General features: G+C 38.8%; 17 protein-coding genes, 1 tRNA gene and 1 pseudogene. 3 read left to right on the top strand and 16 right to left on the bottom strand.

Translation table 11 applies throughout. From position 1 onward, the window contains the following. Nucleotides 1-194: 194 nt before the first annotated feature. A complete protein-coding gene (locus ACE1CC_RS09660) occupies nucleotides 195-2087 on the bottom strand; it encodes an aminotransferase class I/II-fold pyridoxal phosphate-dependent enzyme (protein ID WP_413270252.1) in 1893 nt (630 codons plus the stop codon). Nucleotides 2088-2294: 207 nt separating this feature from the next. On the opposite strand from ACE1CC_RS09660, the gene ACE1CC_RS09655 reads away from it, so the two are divergent. Further along, nucleotides 2295-3251, top strand: a complete 957-nt coding sequence (locus ACE1CC_RS09655) for a helix-turn-helix domain-containing protein (protein ID WP_413270251.1) — start codon at nucleotides 2295-2297, stop codon at nucleotides 3249-3251. Nucleotides 3252-3257: 6 nt separating this feature from the next. Here the strand turns inward: ACE1CC_RS09655 and ACE1CC_RS09650 are convergent, their stop codons facing one another. From ACE1CC_RS09650 to ovoA, 3 genes are all read right to left on the bottom strand, one after another. Then, nucleotides 3258-4844, bottom strand: a complete 1587-nt coding sequence (locus ACE1CC_RS09650) for a mechanosensitive ion channel family protein (RefSeq protein WP_413270250.1) — start codon at nucleotides 4842-4844, stop codon at nucleotides 3258-3260. 125 nt (nucleotides 4845-4969) lie between these two features. After that, nucleotides 4970-6088: a mechanosensitive ion channel family protein gene (locus tag ACE1CC_RS09645; RefSeq protein ID WP_413270249.1), complete on the bottom strand. Its 1119-nt coding sequence runs from the start codon at nucleotides 6086-6088 to the stop codon at nucleotides 4970-4972. 242 nt (nucleotides 6089-6330) lie between these two features. Then, nucleotides 6331-7677 carry a 5-histidylcysteine sulfoxide synthase gene (gene ovoA / locus ACE1CC_RS09640; protein ID WP_413270248.1) on the bottom strand — a complete coding sequence of 449 codons (1347 nt, stop codon included), beginning with the start codon at nucleotides 7675-7677 and terminating at the stop codon, nucleotides 6331-6333. Here ovoA and ACE1CC_RS09635 point away from each other — a divergent pair. Further along, a complete protein-coding gene (locus tag ACE1CC_RS09635; RefSeq protein WP_413270253.1) occupies nucleotides 7619-7747 on the top strand; it encodes a hypothetical protein in 129 nt (42 codons plus the stop codon). The genes ovoA and ACE1CC_RS09635 overlap by 59 nt on opposite strands. An 86-nt stretch (nucleotides 7748-7833) precedes the next feature. On the opposite strand, the gene egtD is transcribed toward ACE1CC_RS09635, so the two are convergent. Beyond that, on the bottom strand, nucleotides 7834-8814 hold the full coding sequence (gene egtD / locus ACE1CC_RS09630; RefSeq protein WP_413270247.1) for an L-histidine N(alpha)-methyltransferase: 981 nt from the start codon (nucleotides 8812-8814) through the stop codon (nucleotides 7834-7836). Between the two features lie 683 nt (nucleotides 8815-9497). Further along, complete coding sequence (locus tag ACE1CC_RS09625) at nucleotides 9498-10511, bottom strand: GIY-YIG nuclease family protein (RefSeq protein WP_413270246.1); 1014 nt, start codon at nucleotides 10509-10511, stop codon at nucleotides 9498-9500. Between the two features lie 96 nt (nucleotides 10512-10607). On the opposite strand from ACE1CC_RS09625, the gene ACE1CC_RS09620 reads away from it, so the two are divergent. After that, nucleotides 10608-12527, top strand: coding sequence for a GTPase family protein (locus tag ACE1CC_RS09620; protein WP_413270245.1), 1920 nt, complete (start codon nucleotides 10608-10610; stop codon nucleotides 12525-12527). A gap of 30 nt (nucleotides 12528-12557) precedes the next feature. Here ACE1CC_RS09620 and ACE1CC_RS09615 read toward each other — a convergent pair whose 3' ends face one another. The 10 genes and pseudogenes from ACE1CC_RS09615 to ACE1CC_RS09570 form a co-directional block, all read right to left on the bottom strand. Continuing rightward, complete coding sequence (locus tag ACE1CC_RS09615; protein WP_413270244.1) at nucleotides 12558-12773, bottom strand: hypothetical protein; 216 nt, start codon at nucleotides 12771-12773, stop codon at nucleotides 12558-12560. Between the two features lie 261 nt (nucleotides 12774-13034). Further along, nucleotides 13035-13424, bottom strand: coding sequence for a response regulator (locus ACE1CC_RS09610; RefSeq protein WP_413270243.1), 390 nt, complete (start codon nucleotides 13422-13424; stop codon nucleotides 13035-13037). 192 nt (nucleotides 13425-13616) lie between these two features. After that, the gene (locus ACE1CC_RS09605; protein WP_413270242.1) at nucleotides 13617-13988 is read right to left on the bottom strand and encodes a response regulator; all 372 of its coding nucleotides are present in this window, start codon (nucleotides 13986-13988) and stop codon (nucleotides 13617-13619) included. A gap of 51 nt (nucleotides 13989-14039) precedes the next feature. Continuing rightward, a complete protein-coding gene (locus tag ACE1CC_RS09600) occupies nucleotides 14040-15881 on the bottom strand; it encodes a response regulator (RefSeq protein WP_413270241.1) in 1842 nt (613 codons plus the stop codon). 695 nt (nucleotides 15882-16576) lie between these two features. Beyond that, the gene (locus ACE1CC_RS09595) at nucleotides 16577-17008 is read right to left on the bottom strand and encodes a PIN domain-containing protein (protein WP_413270240.1); all 432 of its coding nucleotides are present in this window, start codon (nucleotides 17006-17008) and stop codon (nucleotides 16577-16579) included. Nucleotides 17009-17010: 2 nt separating this feature from the next. Beyond that, nucleotides 17011-17232, bottom strand: a complete 222-nt coding sequence (locus ACE1CC_RS09590; RefSeq protein WP_413270239.1) for a hypothetical protein — start codon at nucleotides 17230-17232, stop codon at nucleotides 17011-17013. Between the two features lie 39 nt (nucleotides 17233-17271). Next, nucleotides 17272-17487, bottom strand: a pseudogene (locus tag ACE1CC_RS09585) (SAM-dependent DNA methyltransferase); the annotation flags it as partial. A 184-nt stretch (nucleotides 17488-17671) separates the two neighbouring features. After that, nucleotides 17672-18007: a XisI protein gene (locus ACE1CC_RS09580; RefSeq protein WP_413270238.1), complete on the bottom strand. Its 336-nt coding sequence runs from the start codon at nucleotides 18005-18007 to the stop codon at nucleotides 17672-17674. 306 nt (nucleotides 18008-18313) lie between these two features. After that, nucleotides 18314-18400, bottom strand: a tRNA-Ser gene (locus ACE1CC_RS09575). A 30-nt stretch (nucleotides 18401-18430) separates the two neighbouring features. Then, nucleotides 18431-19372 carry a TIGR04168 family protein gene (locus tag ACE1CC_RS09570; RefSeq protein WP_413270237.1) on the bottom strand — a complete coding sequence of 314 codons (942 nt, stop codon included), beginning with the start codon at nucleotides 19370-19372 and terminating at the stop codon, nucleotides 18431-18433. Nucleotides 19373-19628 lie beyond the last annotated feature (256 nt).

Below are 19628 nucleotides of genomic sequence, written 5' to 3'. Positions count from 1 at the left end.
GCTATCAGCTAATAATTATGGGTTTAAGTCCCCCACTATATCGTAAACGATTAGTGGCAAGCTTTAGTGGTGGGTCTAAATCCCCCACTATAAGCAGTCAAAAGCTGATAGCTGATAGCTGATGGCTGAACACTTTTTTAAGTATCGGGAGTTAAAAATCTTTTAACTCCCGTTAATTCTATCGACAAAATACGTTACTTCTGCAAAATTAGTAGCTCGTGGTTGCAGCTTTTTAACACACTCATTCTTTCCTTGAAAACTTCTTGCCACATCTTTAGGACACAATAATTTTTGATGGGATTGTAATACAAATCATTATCTTCGACTCTGAGAACTACAGCAAAAATACCACCTGGTTTAAGAATCCGAATCAGTTCCTCAAAGCTTTCTAAAGGAACTTGATTGCGAGTAAAAACGCCTGTTGATACTAAAGCGTTAAACGTATTATCTGCAAAAGAAAGAGTGTTACCCAACTCTTCTAGATGCAAAGCATTGTATATCCCCTGGTCTTTTAATAGGTCTAAAGACTTTTGGCTAATATCCAGTCCTTGGAGATTTTTAAAGCCGTAAGAATTGAGTTCTCGACCTAATAATCCTGTACCACACCCTATATCTAAAATTAAAGCATCTTTCTTTAAATAGGATCTGAGGGTGTAAGCAATATGGTTGAGTAAAACCGTCCAGCCGTTATCGTAATGTTCCTGGTCGTAAAATAATACCCAAGAATCGTATTTTCCCCTCACTTCTTCGAGGTTTTCAAAGTAATCTGTTAATCCATTTCGATAATCTTGCTCATCATCTTTTTTCAAGATTTTATACAGAACATCTTTGATAATATAGCCGATTAAATTGAGGTCGTCGAAATTAAAAGATGATGGCAATCTCAGATCGCAAGCAGAAGAAATAATCGATTCGGTTTTTTCTAGGCTGGGTGTTTCCGTAAATGAGTATTGCCAGTTTTTGTAATAACGAGAATTATCGTCTCTGCCAAAAATCTGGATCGCCACACCCCTCTCGCTAGTTTGTTGTAAAAATTGATCTACCTGTTCTGAAGTTAATCCCAAAAGATTAAATTGCAAACTGTCAGGCGCACGTTTTACTTTTGACAAAGGAGAGGGAATATAAATATTTCTGACAGAACTGAGAATTTCTGCTAACCGATCGTACTTTTGTATACCTTGAAATATCTTGTCTTCTAAAAATTCTATTTGAGGTCTTAAGACAGCAGCAGTTAAGTTACTCATTCGCAAACTAAAATTAGGAACATGAGGCTTCAATTTTTCAAATAAATCGTCATCATAAGGACGAGCCAGATGTTTTTTGTATAACTTTTCGTAAGAACCCGATCCTAGAATACAATAGGCAGCAAATTGTGGATTATTAGTGGCAATTAAACCCCCTTCACCAGAGTTGAGTAATTTATAACTTTGGGTACTAAAGCAAGCAATTTCTCCATGATGTCCTACTAAGTTTCCATCCCATTTTGCACCTAGACTATGAGCGCAATCTTCTATTAAATAAATTCCCGCGTTGTCACAAATATTCTTGACAGCATCTAAATCTGAAATATGTCCTCTCATGTGAGACAAAACAAAGAACTTTGCTTCTGGATGAGCTTCTACTTTAAGTTTTAAATCTTCAATATCAATTCCATATTCAGAGTTACACTCCACGTAGATCGGAACTCCACCAGCATGAACAATACTACTAGGAACTGCTGTGAAGGTAAAAGAATTAGTCAATACTTTGTTTCCAGCTTTGACCCCTGTTGCTTTCAGGGCTAAAAAGAGCGCACTTCCACAGGAGTTAACTGCAATAACATAGTTATGTTTTGTGTAGAGACTAAATTCATATTCCAGTTTGGCTACTTCAGTTGCCAGTTCCTCATCTCCATCTTTTAACTCATAAGGCTGGCTATAATTGCTCAAATCATCTGAAAAGTTATAGCGATAAAGTCTTCCTTTTTGCATCAATTTTATTGCTTGCTCAATACCTGCTTGAGGAATTTGGTCGGGGGTTTTGAAACTTTTATTAAATTTAATTACTGATTTTTGTTCTTGTTTTGATGCGATCGGGTTAATTTTCATTTTTGATTACCCTTGGTCGATAATTTTGCCATGACTTAAAAACACTATAATGCTATTTCCGCAAAAGGAACATTCCAAAATTCCAACTTTTTAATGTCTAAATAATCGACAAAATAGAGTATATTGGGGGAATTATCACCGATAATCTCATCATGTATGTCGATCTCTAGGATCTGTAAAAGCCAACCTGACTCTGCTCCTGTTGTCGTGACGGGCCAATTCGACGATATTGATGTTTGGGCCGAAGCCATCAAACATTTGAATGTTACTGGCAACCAGTTAACCTCTGGTCAGTTTGTGGGGAGAGTTAATTTGGCAGACTTGGAGAGCGTGAAGTTTACTGACGTTACCTATAATCAAGCGATGAGAATAAAGGGGTTAAAAAATCCTCATCTCCTGGCATTTACGATCGCACTTCAAGGCAATCAGACACAGGTACTGTCTCATGGTTGTCCGATCAAAAAACACGACCTATTTGGTTTCGAGCCAACGAGAGAAATTGATATGACGGCAGGGAAAGACGCTCACATAGTCGTCGCCAACGTTAATTTGACAGTTTTCCAGTCCCTCGCCGAGCAAATGGGATACCATGACTTAGGGCAAAAGTTTCTCCAGCAAAATTCACTCCATTTCCATCCCGCTTCATTTCGCCATCTCAGAGCTTATTATCAGCAAGTCTCTCAAATGTTTATTCATCAACCATCATTATTAATGGAGTCGCTAGCCCAATCCCACATCGTCGAAAATTTCTTGCCGTTGCTGATGGATACGATCGGAGCAGGTATCCGACAAAAAAAGCCGATAATCAAAACTTTACGCCGTTACCCGCTCGTGAAAAAAGCCGAAGAAATTGCCCAATCTTATATTGACAAACCCTTAACCCTTAAACAATTGTGCGACGCATTGGAAACTAGCAGTAGCGCCTTATGTTATGGATTTCAAGACATTTTTGGCATGAGTCCAATGGCCTATATCAAGATTCAACGACTCAATGGGGTACGTCGCGCTTTAAAAAATGCTGACCCTGAGAGAATAATGGTGATGCAGGTGGCTCATGAGTGGGGATTTTGGAGTTCAGGGCATTTTGCCAGAGATTACCAACAAATGTTCGGTGAATTGCCATCAGAAACGCTGGGACAACAGTCTCAAATCAGAACAAACTAATCAGCATTAATCTTCACTACTTTCCCGAGAAGCCGGAACTAGAATTCCTTTTTGCAGCAATACTTTTATAAACATCTTTCGCAGAATACGTTGAATCTGAAGATGCTTTCCGGGCTTAACTTTTGTCAAGGTTCGCAGCATCAAGTTCGACTCACCTAAAGTTTCTATGCCATCAACTTGGGTCGGTTCGAGGACCTCCGAATAGCTGGCTTTTAAATGTTGTCCGATCTTCTCAATAATTTGATAGACGTGGCTCAAATTGGCATCGTAAGGTACAACCACTTCTACCAGTGCAAAAATGTACTCTTTGGAGTAATTGGTAATTGATCCCATCTCGCCATTGCGAATAATCTGTAATTGACCATTGGGATGTCGGATGCGGGTGGTTCTTAGTTCGATCGCTTCTACAACACCCTCTACTACTTTCTCTTCAGCTTTTCCTGCTTCAACATAGTCACCCACTAAATAGTAGTTTTCAAACAGAATAAAAAAGCCGCTAACTATATCGTTAATTAGTGCTTGTGCGCCTAAACCCACCGCTATACCAACAATACCTGCACCAGCTAGTATGGGAGCTGGATTAATGTCGAGAGTATAAAGGATGGAAATCCCGACGGTGAAATAAATTAAGTATTGCAATAGACTGCGAAACAAGGGAATCAAAGTTAAGCGTCTGCTTCTTTGGGTGTCCGTCAAATCTTGCTCTTTAAATACTATTTCTTCTATGAATAAATAGACGACTTCAAAAATTACCTGACTTAAGAAAATCATGGCAATGATTTTGATCATTCGCAGACCAAAATCGGACATTTTGGCGATCGACTCTACCTGCTGAACTACTAATGTGGCGATGCAGACATAAATGACAAATTCCAAACATCGCTTCAAAAAGGGGATTAAGTGTCGTAGGCGATCGTAGAATCTTAACCAGTTATCAGAACTAGAGTATTTGACGGTGAGAGCATCGAAAATATCAACGATCGAAGCCACTGCTTTGAGGATAAGTAATCCCACAGCAGTTATTAAATAGATTCTGAGTGCGATCGACAAATAGTCGGAAACTATTGCTGGTAATTGGAGAAACAGAACACAACAAATGATTACCCACAGCCAAATTCCCCATTTGATTCTTTGATAAAGTGCCTGGAAGAAAGCTTCAATAATCTCATCGTCTGCGGTGCTTCTTTCTATGGTTTTAGCGCGATTACTTACTACTTTCAAAGTATATTTGAGTATTTTTAGAGCGATCGCTGCTACAATTACTGCGCCAATACTTTGAGCAATACCAATTCCCAGTGTCACCCAAAATCCTGCCGGGATTTGCCCAATCAAGTCTAGCGTATATTTTTGCAGGTCTTGACCTTGATAAATCAAGAAACCATTAACACCTACAATCAAAATACACAAGACCGCACCAACAAGTAACAACAATCCTGTAATGTTCCGGCGCAGGATTTTGATTTGGCGCTCATTTAAATTAAATATTGAAAATTTAATCAACAGCTTGGATAAATTTCCGACCAGCCAAATCAAGGATAGAAAAGCAATTATTACCAGGCCGACTTCCGCCACTATAATTAATAGGTTGCTCATTTTTTCCGGCAATTACTTTAATTTTTATTATTCGATTTTCTGCGCTTTTTTATCAAGTCTTGGAGTAAAAGTAGGTTCGAGATTTTTCCTCCTTTAACTAACCTACTTTTCTCGAAATTTTCACTCTAATTATTGGCTGCTTTTTGAGACTGTTTATATTTTTCTGGCTCAGTTCGGAGATCCACATACAAGAAATTGATGCCCTCTTGCTCTAACAGTTCTAAAATAGCTAGATTTAAATTTTTCTCAGCATCAAAGTAGAGATTTGCATCATTAACAAAGGCAACGACTTTAATGACACGGGCATTATTTTCAATGTGACTAAATCGAACAATCATCTCTGAGGATAAACCCTTAATAGATGAGGACATTTGTCGAATAGCATCGCAGATTCTGGCGGTTTGCTTGGCTGAAATATTATCAATCTTGAGGGTTAAACTAAGACCCCATTTTAATTCCTTACCCGGATTTTGTGACCAATTTTCTACGATTCCCGTAATCATTCTCGAGTTGGGCATTTTCACAATCGAACCCCACTGATAAACATGAAGGGTTGTAGTTCTAAATCCAATACTCATGACTTGTACAAAACCCTGCAATCCGACAACTGAAACCCAATCCCCTTCTCGATAGAGATTATCAGAGTAGATAATAATTGTACAAAACCAGTCATAAACTATATCTTTCAACAGCAAACCTAAAGTAATACCAGCACCACCTAATAAACCAACTAGTGCTGCTGCGGATTGTCCTAAAAAGATTTCACTGATCTTGATAGCAATGACGATAACTGCCGCCGATTGAAAAATCTTCGGCATTAAAGGTCTGAGCAATTCATCTAACTCTGTGTCACTTTGTAGCAACAGATTAGCAATTATTTGACCAAAGATAGAAGCCGATCGGAAAACCGCATAAGCAATTATGAAAACGACTATCAAATTGAGCGCCCTGCCGATTGTTTCGCTCAATTGCGGCCCTAATTCCGGTGCCATAATTTCTTTGACAATCCACAGTCCACCAATCAGAATTAACCAACTTAAAGAAGGTTTGAGAATTGCAATTAATTCATCATCAAGGGTGGTCTTGGTTTTGCGAGTCAAGCGCTCAATAGTTTTAACTATAGCTGCAATCACAAATCGTCTCAAGGTTTGTGTCAGCGTCAATATGATAATGACAGCAACTATTTTGCCGAGCGGCACTCCTGAATAATCGAGATTTTTTAGTGTATCCCACAATTGTTCCATGATTTACTTTTTCTCCTGATCTATCCCGCGTACTACTCAAAATTGGGACGGAACCAATTGCGGTAATATCTTAATAATATTTTAATGTTTCTGTCCCAATTCAAGAGTCTTACTTATGATTATTTTGTGAAATAATCATACCACGAGAGTGGTAATACCGATCGCAGAAAGAATATTTAAATTTCTTCTTGCTCATCAGGAAACTGTAAGACAGGTATCTTGTCTGTTTATCACTAACTTTGCTAGTTTTGAGCAATTCTAAAACCAGCGTGTTGGTAGAAATTAGGACGAAACCAATTGCGATAAAACCTTAAAGCTTCTGTTCCATTTGTCGCCCAAGCACCACCCAACATCATCTTATGTTTGCTATCAAAAAAGGGTGCTGAGTTTTCTTCATAAAGAAAATGGGGTTCAAATCCTGGCAATGGGTTAAAATCATCATTCAACCATTCCCAAACATTGCCACGCAAATCGTACAACCCAGAAGGGCTTTCGGCTTGTTTTAATATACCAACTGGGCTAGGTGAACCAAATTTTAAATTAAGATTGAAATCATTGATTCTATCTAATCCAGAAGTTTTTCCGTTAGCATCAGAGCCATAAGTTACTAAATGCCATTCTGCTTCACTCATTAAGCGAATTGTCTCACCTTTCCAGCGACAGTAAGCCATTGCTTCATAATAATTTACTTCCACAGGCCAATCTAAAGGTAGTTCAATTTCATCAAACATTCCCCTATATTTGTAGCCACCATTATTAGGTATCCAAAATTTGGGATGTTTGACGTTATATTCAATTTTCCAACCCCAAGATTCTTCATCCCAGTAAACTTGATTTTCATAACCACCAGCATTAACAAATTCCTGAAATTCTCCATTGGTTATCATATACTTACTGGCAGCAAACGGTTCAACTTTAACTTGCCGATAACCATGATCGCAATCCCAACCATAAAGTGGGAAATCTTCCGGTTTACCAACTTCAACTAATCCCCCAGAAATTTCAATCATTTCATTAGGAGAAATGTCGCCATTAGAAGGTGCATATTGCCAATTTCCAGGACGTTTAACTTTCTCTACAGGAAGTTGTCGGATTAGCATGGAAGAAGTTTCAAAATGAATCCGTTGATGTTCAATTCCCATGATCAACGCCCAGAGGGGATGATTTTGATGAATTGGCAGATTAAGCGGCGTGTTTTTAATCAGTTCTGAAATGATTTCATAAGCTTGATGACGATATTCCCAAACTTTTTCTACTTCAGGCCATTGAATATGAGAAGTTTCTGCCTTCAGTTGGTCAGAACTGTGCGGATCAACCCCGACTCCTAATATCAATTCATAATCTGGGTTAAGCCTTTTTTCCAACAAATTCACCATGATTAATTTGTTGATATAAAAAGCGGCTGAATGACCTAAGTAAAAAATTAGGGGGTTTCTTAAGGAATCTGGTTTGAGATAGAATGTTTCTGAGCCAACTATGGTGTTCATCAGTACATCTTCCAGTTCCCAAGCGTTTTGAAAGTAATTGAAAATGGCTTCTTTGTTGCAAGTGTTTAGTGAGATTGGTGAGGCAAATTTTAGACTACTCATGGTGGCAATTTTTGTGTTTTTAATCGACTGTGGTACTAAGCTGAGGGAGCGATCGCAGCTAATTCATTAAACATCTCCAGAAATTAAATGTGTGTTACTTGAAACCCTTGTAGAGACGTTGTATACAACGTCTCTACAATCTTTGAAAGGAAATGTCTATTTAGCCACTTGACAAAGGACTAAACCAAACCACTTTTGCGGATCGGTAAAGATTTTTAGGGGTTTTAATCCTTTGGAATCTAAGTCTTTTTGCATGGTTTGTAAATCAAACTTCCGAGAGATTTCGGTGCGGATACTATCCCCAGCTTTCCAGTGAATTTTCAAGTCTAAACTTTCTATATTCACTACATGGCTTTTTTGGCAATGTAAGTACATTTCTATTTGATTTTCTTTTTGATTATAAATGGCTTGATGAGTGAATAAACTTGTGTCAAAATTGCCTTGAAAACGCCAGTTTAAATGCTCAAGCATATTTAAGTTAAAAGCTGCTGTTACTCCTTGAGAATCGTTATAAGCCGCTTCTAAAATTTCTATTGGTTTTTGCAAGTCAATGCCAAGCAAAAAGTAATCTCCTGGGTCGAGTACATCCCTAATTTCATCTAAGAAAAGATCGGATTCCTGTGGGGTGAAATTGCCGATCGAACTCCCCAAGAAAAAAATCATCCTCGCTGGCAAAGATGTGGGTTTTAATTCAGCGAGGGCTTGTTCGTAAGTGCCTACTAATGCTTTAATCTGTAAACTTGGATATTCCTTTTGTAATTGCTTAGCGCTATCTTTGAGAATGCTTTCACTAACATCGATCGGCACATATTTACAGGAATAATTTAGGGCTTGATAAGCATTTAACAACAAGCGAGTTTTCGTCGAACTACCACTACCTAATTCTACTAATTCACAAGCACCTGTTATCTGGGCAATTTCATCAGAGTATTCGCGTAAAATGGATGCTTCTGTTCGCGTCGGATAATATTCTGCCAACTCACAAATTTGCTCAAATAGTTGAGAACCTTGATGGTCATAAAAATACTTTGGCGGTAAAGTTTTTGGGCTTTTTGTTAGCCCTTTAATAACATCTTCGCCATCCTTATTTAAAGTTTGATGCTGTCCCTTAGTAACTGTCAAAAATGTTGTTGCCATTTTACTTTTGTTCTGAAATGTATACAATCACTATTGCAGATTTTGTTTTTTGGGGCAACAGTTTTTATTTAAATATTATTTTTTTGTATGAAAACTTGATTTTACTAAATTAGTAATCTATAATAATCATCGTATATTCACTCTCTAAGATGGGAAATAGCTATATTAGTTTTATTAATCAGTTATCAATAATTTTGCCAAAAAAAAGCGTTAATAGGAATTATTTACTATGGCAGTAAAACTCACCTAGTTCAAGAAAGCAGAAATTAAACAAATTTTGTGCAAGGAGTTTTCACCTTTTTCAACTGGTGGATTGTTTTCGCAATACAAAAATATGTCCCTTCCCTTTTATGGAGGGGAAAAAGGTGGTTGTTAATTTTTGCTTGGACGCTAGTGAAATGCCATTTACTCCAGCCGCGCTGTGACTAAAACATTATGCCATTTTTTGTGCTAAATGAACATTCCAGAATGCTAACTTTATTATTGTCTGAATAATGGACAAAATAGAGTATAATATTGCGGCTAATATCTAGAAGCTAGCTAAAGTTGAGCTAATCAGTTAACTTCAGTCGGTTCCTGGAAGGAGTTAGTTTTGTCGAGTTGGGAGAATTGCTAAATGCTGACGATCGCAGCTACCGATACCGCTAAATCTGGAAATGCCAAAGGGTAAATTGTGCCAACTGCTAATGTAGACTTAGAAGCATATTCCCCATCTTCCGGTTCTCGAAATCCGATCGACTGTCTTTTCTTCTTGTATTTAAATTTTCGTTAAAGAACAGTTTAAGCAGATCTTCTTTGTACGGAAATAGACGTTCTGTAACTCTGCGACGATATTCGTCGTATGGCTGATTTTGGTTATCAGAATATATATATATACCAGTAATTCTTAACTGGCACTTATTTTTTATTACAGCCAAAGATGCTTCATTAACAGCCCGAATGTTTACTCCAGCCAGTTGCGTTAATTCATAATCTTGAATAAGTTCTGCTGTTTCTTTATTAGTTACATAAACTTCTATAGCAAAGCCATTAACTAACAATCTTCTCAGATAAAATATTCCTGAGTATTCATCCTTTATTGTACCTTTACAAGCCCAGTTGTCTGAATAGTTGTTACGTTTGCGGAAAACCTTTCTTAGGAAAAGGCACAATGAATGCCAATCGTTATCTTTAAGAGCTTCTCCTAACTGATTGAGATTGATACAGATGTGGATTACTCTTAGAGGTAATACGGCTTTCTGCACTCTCCAACCGTCTCGCAAATTTATAGAATCTTCAATAAGCTTAGGGTCTTCTTTTCGTGGCGATTCTACACCTAACACAAAGCTATATGGGGCAATTAAAACTAATGTTTCTCGTAAAAGTGTCTCTGTGGGATGAAGCTTTTGCTCCTTAACTTTAGTCCTATTCAACTGCGGATTAAATTGCTCAATGCGCTGCCGTTCAATAGCATCAAGCTGTAATTCAGGTACGAACTCATAGTAGATCGTAAATTGTTTTTTCCGTTGCTTTTGTAGTTGATATAATCTATGGTGGTTATTACCTGACCAACGGCTCTGTAGATTTTTCGCTTGTCCAATGTACCAAATGATTAATTGCTCGTCTAGTACGTAATATATTCCCGATTTTTCGGGAAGTAATTCTCTACTCTTCAGACTTATATGAGGTAATTGCAGGAGATGTTCGTCTACTTTCATGTTTGATCTCTGTCTTGTGTCTCAATAATCTGAACTATTTTATCTAGCATTGATAATACAGGTTATCTTTTCAACTAATTAGGTAGGTTTAGGACAATGATACGACTAAAACCTTGGAAAATCGTTGTATTAGCAACGCCGATCGCAACTATCATTGCTTTCCTGATGGTAGCAGCAGGGCAACAAATTCACGCTTGGGGAATTAATTGGATTTGGGCGATTTTCACGATAATTTTGGTGGGTTGGCGTTGGTTGTTGGTAAAATGGACGCAACCTGTGGTAGCACAAATCGAAACTGTAGTTGCTGAGGTAAACAAAGAACTGGAAGAAGCTGCTGAAGATACAGTAAATTTACCTGCGGGAAATGATGCTGCAATTAAAGCGGAAGCGGCGTTACAAGAAATATTGAAAACTGCCCAAAACGATCGCCCAGTTTGGGAAGATTGGGGTACTTTTTGGCAACGCTGTCAGCAGTTAGTAATTGCGATCGCACACGCCTACAATCCAGAAGTAAAATATCCCTTACTTAACATCTACATTCCCCAAGCTTACTCTCTAATTCGGGGTACAGTAGATGATATGGATCGCTGGATGCAAAAATTATCTCCTGCTTTGAATCAAGTAACAGTTGGACAAGCAGTAGAAGCTTATGAAGTGTATCAAAGATTAGAACCTTCGGCGCGAAAACTCTGGCAAATTTGGAATTGGGTACAATGGATAATTAACCCAGCAGCGGCGTTAGCAAGATTAGCTAGTCAGCGTTCCAACAACCAAGCAACTCAGCAATTATTAATCAATTTAGGTCAACTTTTGCGGGAAGCTGCTTTACGAAATTTAGCTGGACAAGCAATTCAACTTTACAGCGGTATTGCCGCAAATCTCTCTGAAACTGCTGTTGCTACACCCACTCTTCCCCAAGCAAAAACCCAAACTTTACGAGAGATTTTAACTCAAGCTGAACCAGTTCAAAAAGTAGAACAAAAACCTGTAAATATTCTATTGGCGGGAAGAACTGGATCGGGAAAAAGCAGTTTAATTAATAGTTTGTTTCAAGCAGATTTAGCCGCAGTTGATGTTTTGCCTAGCACGGATAAAATTCAAAGTTATGAATGGAAAGCCCAAACCGGAGAAAGTTTAACCCTTTGGGATACTCCTGGTTACGAACAGGTGAAACGGGGAGAATTACGCGATTTAGTAATTGATTATGCGACAAATGGCGATCTTTTGTTATTAGTTACTCCCGCTTTAGATCCAGCTTTACAAATGGATGTGGACTTTCTGGAAGATATTAAAGGCGAAGTTGCAGACATACCTGTAATTACAGTTGTAACTCAAGTCGATCGCTTACGTCCGATTCGGGAATGGGAATCGTTTTATGATTGGCAATGGGGAGATAAACCAAAGGAAATTGCCATTCGAGAGGCGACTGAATATCGTGCTAAACAGTTAGGAGAGTTCAGCAAATTAGTTTTACCTGTTGTTACTTCAGATAGTAAAACTAATCGCCAAGCTTGGAATATTGATGCCTTATCTTTGGCTTTAGTAAATGCGATCGCACCCGCCAAACAACTCCGTTTAGCCAGATTTTTGCGTAACTTAGAAGCGCGAACTGTCGCCGCCGCTAAAATCATCGATCGTTACACTTTCCAGATGACAACTACTCAAGGATTAGCAAGTTTTTTGAAAAGTCCAATCCTACAATTTATCTCTACCATGTCTACTGGATCGCCATCTTTAGCTTTTGTTTTAGCTCAACAAATTCCGGTAGAACAATTACCTGTTGTCATTGGTAAACTGCAAATGGCTTATGACATTTACACACTGTTAAATGACAAAGCTAAACCAATTGATTTTGATCTTAGACCACTTTGGTTATTGTTACTGGAGAATTCCGCTGCGCCCGATCGCAATGCTTGGGCATTTGGTCACACTGTAGTCGAGTTTTGGACACAAAATCTCACAGTTACACAACTACAGGAACGATATAATTACTATTTGAATTCTACTAAAAAGTAGCCACTTGGGAATAGCGTTAGTAACTTGAATTTAGGAGGCTTTTGGGTAAAGCTTCTCACTGTTCATTAATTCACGAACTGACGCTTTTTTCTGAATGATATTTTCCAAAGATTGGCTATACTTTGACAACGAAGGAGAAGAATTAAAATTAGGCATTTCTTGCCAGCAGTGGCGACAGTACCAGAAAATTTGGTTATGACGAATATGCCGCAACATCGTATGAGAACAACAGGGACAACTTGCCATTTTCTTAGACCTCAATAACTCACAGAGGAAGGATGACAATTGATTTACCAGCGATGATTAGAGGATATGAGGGAAATTTGAAGAACTTTTGAAGATGAGCCTAAAGTAACGGTAAAATTACAAAACTACAAAATTGTTTACATAAAAGCGTCGGGAGCAGGGGAGCCAAGGGAGCAAGGGAAATGGGGGAAATAACCCAACAACCTCTTCAAATCTCCCTACCCCCCCACCTCTTCGTCCCAGTCGCCAGTCCCCAATCACTTAAATAATTTGATGTTCCAGAAAACAATTAGTTACAGTTGCTAGTAAATCACGCTTCGTAAAAGGCGCGATTAAATAATCACTAATTCCTAGTTCTTTAATTAAAGAAATAGCTTCAAATTCGTAGTTAGCAGTGATTAAAAGACTTGATGCCTGCAAATTCTTTAAACTCGATTTGATTCGCTTGAGAATATCCTCTGCTTTTAGCGAATAAAAGTTTAATTCAAAAATGATTAGATCAAATTCTAGATTAACAGCTAAATTCAAACCTACGGCGATGTTACTGATTAATGTGATTTTAAATCCCTCCATATCTAGAATTCGGGCGATGTTTGTGCCAAATTCTAAACTACTGGAGTAATTATCTTCAATAATTAAAATTCTAGTCACTATTCCTCTCCGGGGGTCACAAAGGTTGCACAGTCTTACTTAGGCTAAAAATTTTACCAGGGGCTTCTCATCAATAATTTTAGACACACTAATCAGCAAATCTCCTCTACTAAAAAACATCCATCAAACCTTTGAGGATGAATACTGTCATATTAAAGAGGAAATTTGAAGAAAATCTGAAGTTTACAAAAGTTAAAGTCTTTTGCCTAAACTTTGGGACACCTGTTCAACTAATTTTATGATGTTGAAAGGTTTAATAATTACACCAGCAACTTGCTCTAACTGCTGTCGATCGGCAGAAACAGTCCTAGCGGTTAATAAAAAGACGGGTATTTTCCGTGTTGAATCATTTTCTTGTAACTTCCGTAACATTTCAATACCGTTCATTTTCGGCATAGAAATATCTAGTAAAATTGCGTCTAAGGCTTCCGAATTGGCGATGCGAAGTCCTTCTAAACCTGAACCTGCTAGCAACACTTGCCACCCTGCTAAATCTTCTAAACAAGTTTTAATGACTTCTTGAATTGCTTCGTCGTCGTCAACTACGAGAATTTTTTTACTCATAATTCAATACACAAGCTGTATTTTAAGTCTGCAATTAACCATCATAGTTAATTAATTCGGGCTACGTTTAAGGCGGCGAATAATTCGCGTTGCTATTTCGGTTCCTACTACTGATTTGTTAATGTAATCATCTGCGCCAGCAGCAAAAGCTCGCTCAATTTGTTCGGTTCCAGTGTGAGAGGAAACAAATAAAATTGGCAGATGATGCCATTGGGGGTCGTTGCGAACTACTTGACACAATTCTACACCGTTGAAGTCAGGCATTTCTAGATCGAGAATCAGTAAATCAGGAGAGCAAGCGGTGAAAATCTGCCAGAAATTTTGGGGATTTTCTAATGTTGTCACTTCTACACCCCAAGATTTTAAGAGGGTAGAGAGATGCGCCAAGGCTACTCGATCGTCATCAACTATCATAATCCGATTTCTGGAGGCTTTTTGGTGTTGGGCAAGTACTTCCCTCACTACTTTCAGAATTTGATGAGCGGGTAATGGTTTGTGTAAAAAAGCACTAGTTCCTAAGCGAGCAACGGCTACTCGATCGCTCAAACTTTCTCTTCCCGTTAAGGCGATCGCCGGAATGGGAGGAACACGCCCTGTTATTTCTTCTAGTAAGGTGATGCCATCTTCTTTACCACTAGGAAAGTTCAAATCTAGAAGAATAATATCCGGTGGTTTTTGGGAAATTATTTTTCGGGCTACAGTCAATTCCGTAGCAATTTCTACTCGTAATCCCCAGGCGTTCGCTTCAATTCGCACTCGTTCAGCTAACACTAAATCATCATCGACAATTAAAATTAAAGGTGAGTAAGAGTTCGCTGTCGATCGATCGGGCAATGTAGAATTCGGTTGCACTTCTCTATATATTGCTGCGGCTAATTCCGAAATTTGCTTGATTTGTTCTGCCTCTAGTTGTAAATAATCTAGTTGCAATAACTCTTCCAATTCCTTAGCTAACCTTGAGCCTTCCATAAAACCAAAAATACCCAAAGATCCTGCTAATTTATGCGCTTCTTGTTTGGCTTCTTGTTGTAATTCTGCTGTCAAATTTCCGGCTGTTAAAGCCGCTGCTGCTTCTCCAAGGATGGCGATTTGCGCTAACATTTTTCCCTGAAACTTTTCCCATACTTTAGAAGTTGCTGCTTCTACTCGCTGACGATAATCAGCATCAGTTTTTGGTTCAGGAATTTGAAAGTTAGCAGAAGTCTCTGTTTCTGGTTGATAAGCAGGAACTCGCAGTCGATAACCTAAACCATGAACTGTTTCGATCATATCAGTTGCTCCGGCTGCTTTAAGTTTTTGGCGCAAACATTTAATATGAGTGCTCACAGTTTCTTCTCCCGGTGCTTCCGCAAAATCCCACAAGCGATCTAAAATAGCACGACGGCTAAAAATCTGCTTAGGATTTAATAAAAATAATTCCAACAAGCAATATTCTTTCGGTGTCAGGTGTAAGAGTTTTTCTCCACACTTTACTTCGTTATTCGCTGAATCAAAGCAGATATTTTCCCAAATAATTACCGAAGAGGAAACAGGTTTTCCTCGCCGTAATAAAGCGCGAATTCTTGCCATTAATTCTTCGGGATCAAAAGGTTTTACAACATAATCATCGGCTCCAGCATCTAAGCCCATAACGCGATCGTTACTGCTATCCTTGGCTGTTAAAAGTAAGATTGGGTTATGATAACCTTTAGCTCGGAGTTGCTTACAAACACTGATTCCATCGAGTTTAGGAATGACAATATCCAGCAAAATTAAGTCATATTTGTATTCTAAAGCTAATTCCTGCGCTACTAATCCATCCGCAGCTACATTAACTGTATAATGGTGATTTGAGAGGGTTTCAGCTAGGGCTGAACTAGTCAAAGAGTCGTCTTCTACTAATAAAATTTTCATAAACTTTTCTTCCTCAATGGAGGGTGCGATATGCCTACGGCAGGCTATGCCAACGCTAACTCGAAATCTAGTACTGATTTCTAATGGTTGGTTCCTGCACACTTGCACTAGTTATTTATTAAGCTGTGGGTTATCAGCCAATAGCTTAATAGATAGCTCATCCCTTCTGGACGACCTGTTTAAGTTGGCTGCTGAGTAATGGGTACTTTTATTGTCGCTGCTTTTTTAGTAGTTACTGTTACAGAAAAGAATTAATTTAGATTTGCTGTAACCCTTTAGATTTATATGATTTTGGGAGTTAGAGAAAATTACAATTCAAAAGAAATTCTAAAATTTTGCGAAACCCAGAGATATTGATGAGCTAATTACAATTAATTCGGAAATAGCAAAAAAGTTATTAATATTCATTCTTCAGGGAGCATTTGCCAAAGCAGGATTTAGAGATTTTCCCCCTAATTGTTTTAATGCTTTCTGATGCGCTGCTAATATTAGTAATACTTTGTCTGGTTCGATAGTTGATTCCAACCAGAAATTGCGATCGCACAGTTTAGCAGTTTCAGTTTGCGATCGAGCTTCCGTCCGATCGCCTTTCTAATACTTACCTAAGCATCGCACCTCCCATCGCACAGCCAACACTTCCCGCGCCGCCACTTCCATCAGTTTCTGGCTATGCGATCGCGCATTTAAATTTGCTTTTATTTAAAAGGATTCACAATTTCCAGCCTATTTTCAACAACTAACCCATCCTGCATATCTTCAGAATAAAGGATACTTGCTCCTGCTTCCAAGGCACTAGAAACAATTAACCCATCCCAAAAAGAGAAATTATACCGACTCCGCAAATTAGAAGCTAGTATCAAAGTTTCATAATTGATATTGACTACAACACAACCATTATAAAATTCTTGAATTGCTTGTTTAATCTGATTTTCATTAAAACTGGCTTTTCGGTTGAGAATAGAGCAAACTTCATTGATTACTTGGATGCTAATCACCACGTTTTCATTTGCAGTTAATTCAATAGCAACCTGTCGTTTTCTCATTTCTTCTTCTGGTTTATTTTTGGGATCGGTCATTAAAATATACAACCAGATATTAGAGTCAAGGAAACAAAGCTGATTAGGCATAATTAGCGATCGTATATTTCATCCCTTTTCATTGAACGTAGTCCTTCTACCTTAACCGGATTTCGCATCATTTCTGCAAACATACCCGTTTTAGAAATCTTTTTAGCAGATTTCAAAATAATTACTTTTACTTCAGTTCCATCACCAAAATCTTCTTTGTACTCCTCTGGAATTTGGATTAACCCATCTTTTGTTCTAGTTTCAAACTCAAATCCTGTAAGCATTTTAACTACCTCATTGAATTCATCAAGCTTATTGTAACTCTAACTCCCTATTTTTGAATCATCCCCCAACGCTTCCATCAATTCAAACTTGAATTTACTCCGCACCTCATCCAAATCTGCCATCAACTTTTGATAATCTGCCAACATTTCATTTAAATTAGCCTGTTCTACATCAACTCGGTGAGGGTTTTTAATATCCAAATTGTAATTATTTGCCTTAATATCCTCAAGCGAAACTTGCCAAGCAAACTCATTTTCCTCTCGCTTATCCCCTTCTTAACAGTTTTGCTGTTTCTCCTGCCCACAAACAAAAATCGCGATCGCACAAATTAGAAGTTTCAGTTTGCGATCGGACGGAAGCTCGATCGCAATGCCTCAACCAAATCTTATTTAAATATTGTCACCAATAACAATTAATTGTGTACAGTACCAAATTAAGTTATATGGCAGCGAATTCGGTAAACTGACGTAAACGGGGTGGATGAAAAGCTAGAACAATATCTTCACGAGGCACTCCAGCTTGTAGCAAATCAGTTGCAACACCATCTTCCGTCCAGTCTTCTTCAATCCAGATTTTTTCATCTTTCAAACGAAGGTGAATGACATTGCGTTTGATGCGGTTATCTTGATGCCACCCCATTTTCAGAAGAAGATACTGATCTCGAATCGGGTCAAATAGTAGAGTAGATTCGATATCGGAGTTACCTGAACCGAGTTTGTGATATTCCTCTAGAATTTTCTGGATTAGGTTTCGGTAGTGGTTGAGTTTATCCATTTCGGAACTAGACTTTGTAAGAAAAGCTGGCTTACTTCCGGTTTGTAAAAATTGCCGATAATAAAAGAGAACAACTATTGCAAACGGTAAACTCCCTGCCTCCTTAATTTCACATACATAACTATTTTTTGTAGCAACTATTTGATCAAGAAAGTCAAGCAGCTTATTAAGGCTTTTTTTATCAAAAGTATTCCAATCATTACCTACAAGCCTTTTGGTAAAGACTTTGACTATCCAAATCTTAACCTACCTAGTGTGCTTACTTACCTATCCAACACCAGTTAAACTAGATTGCAAAACGGAAAACGGAGAGGGTGGGATTTGAACCCACGGTGACATTGCTGCCACACTTGATTTCAAGTCAAGCGCATTCGACCACTCTGCCACCTCTCCAGGCACATTTGTTTATCTTATCAGAAATAATTACAACTGACTACAGGCAGTTTGCGCCTGATTTGGGGAAGCTTGATACAGAATTTGCTCGGAAATCAGGCTATAGTCTTTGTCAACCCAAACTAAGGATGCTTGAGTCACAACACCAGCTTGCAAAGTCACCAAGGAGAAATTGCGCTGAGTGCGATCGCCTTTGTGGATAATTCTGGGCACACTCGCAGAGTTTAAATACACCGTACCATCGTCACTGGTGGAAATGGGGGTGCGTAAGCGGTCTTTGCGGTGGCGGAGGTGATGGTGCATGTGTCCAAATGTCACTAGGGGAACTGATTTTCCCAGGTTTTTTGATTGCGCGATCGCATCTGCCAAATCCGAATCTCCAAAATCTCCCCCCAAAGGTTGCCAGTCTCTCCCACAAGGGTCTTCCGGTCGATCGCCTAACCCCAAAGGGCCATTGTGACCGAGAAAAATAATCGTATTGTATGCAGCGTCGTTCACTGCTGCCATGATTCGCTCGGTAGACTGAGTAAAATCAGTCACACCATAACGTTCTAGGTAAAAATCGCCATTTCTCCAAACATCGCCGCCCCAACTAAAGGGACGACCACCCACAACAGTTAAGTTAAACTGTGGAAAATCAAGTTTACTGTACCCAACGTGAGTTTCTCCCAGTAAATCCAACTGATCCTGTACCCAATCTTCTTGTGCGCGATCGTAGGGACAACGCTGGCGACCCCATTCCGTAGCAGTGTACCACGCATCATGATTGCCCAAAACTGCCGCTTTCGGGATATCCAGAGATGCGATCGTCCGCACCACTCCTACTGACTCATTCCCAAAATCCCCGACAAATAGCACCAAGTCCACACCCAAGCGGCGTAAAGCTTCTCCATCCGCCGCTTCCCATTGGTCGTGAACATCTCCGATCGCTGCAATTTTAATAAGTTGATTTTGATTCCCCAAGATACTCATGCCTTACTTTATTTCTTTATCTTTTCTTAGGATAGGCAAGCCAGAGCTATTTTTGCAGCTTACTCCCCGAAGCAAAAATTTCCTGCATGATTACAAGGCACTATTGGTAAGGTGTTTGACACTCCTCGCCCTATAAGTGCGAGGATTCTTGGTTCACAGACTCGCCATAACAAGCGCAGGATTGCTCCAACTCTCGCTAGAGGGCAAATCTCCCCAAGCTTTAGATCCGGTATGCCCTACCGTACTTAATGCTAAT

The sequence above is a fragment of the Floridaenema aerugineum BLCC-F46 genome (assembly GCF_041929345.1).
Lineage (GTDB): Bacteria > Cyanobacteriota > Cyanobacteriia > Cyanobacteriales > Aerosakkonemataceae > Floridanema > Floridanema aerugineum.
This window is presented reverse-complemented; position numbering and strand designations above follow the sequence as displayed.

Coding starts and splice junctions, on each gene's coding strand:
- egtD (WP_413270247.1), bottom strand. CDS start 8,814: ATGGCAACAACATTTTTGACAGTTACTAAGGGACAGCATCAAACTTTA.
- ACE1CC_RS09600 (WP_413270241.1), bottom strand. CDS start 15,881: ATGAAAATTTTATTAGTAGAAGACGACTCTTTGACTAGTTCAGCCCTA.
- ACE1CC_RS09590 (WP_413270239.1), bottom strand. CDS start 17,232: ATGCTTACAGGATTTGAGTTTGAAACTAGAACAAAAGATGGGTTAATC.
- ACE1CC_RS09595 (WP_413270240.1), bottom strand. CDS start 17,008: ATGCCTAATCAGCTTTGTTTCCTTGACTCTAATATCTGGTTGTATATT.
- ACE1CC_RS09635 (WP_413270253.1), top strand. CDS start 7,619: ATGGCTTCTTTGTTGCAAGTGTTTAGTGAGATTGGTGAGGCAAATTTT.
- ACE1CC_RS09650 (WP_413270250.1), bottom strand. CDS start 4,844: ATGAGCAACCTATTAATTATAGTGGCGGAAGTCGGCCTGGTAATAATT.
- ACE1CC_RS09580 (WP_413270238.1), bottom strand. CDS start 18,007: ATGGATAAACTCAACCACTACCGAAACCTAATCCAGAAAATTCTAGAG.
- ovoA (WP_413270248.1), bottom strand. CDS start 7,677: ATGAGTAGTCTAAAATTTGCCTCACCAATCTCACTAAACACTTGCAAC.
- ACE1CC_RS09625 (WP_413270246.1), bottom strand. CDS start 10,511: ATGAAAGTAGACGAACATCTCCTGCAATTACCTCATATAAGTCTGAAG.
- ACE1CC_RS09620 (WP_413270245.1), top strand. CDS start 10,608: ATGATACGACTAAAACCTTGGAAAATCGTTGTATTAGCAACGCCGATC.
- ACE1CC_RS09605 (WP_413270242.1), bottom strand. CDS start 13,988: ATGAGTAAAAAAATTCTCGTAGTTGACGACGACGAAGCAATTCAAGAA.
- ACE1CC_RS09570 (WP_413270237.1), bottom strand. CDS start 19,372: ATGAGTATCTTGGGGAATCAAAATCAACTTATTAAAATTGCAGCGATC.
- ACE1CC_RS09645 (WP_413270249.1), bottom strand. CDS start 6,088: ATGGAACAATTGTGGGATACACTAAAAAATCTCGATTATTCAGGAGTG.
- ACE1CC_RS09615 (WP_413270244.1), bottom strand. CDS start 12,773: ATGGCAAGTTGTCCCTGTTGTTCTCATACGATGTTGCGGCATATTCGT.
- ACE1CC_RS09660 (WP_413270252.1), bottom strand. CDS start 2,087: ATGAAAATTAACCCGATCGCATCAAAACAAGAACAAAAATCAGTAATT.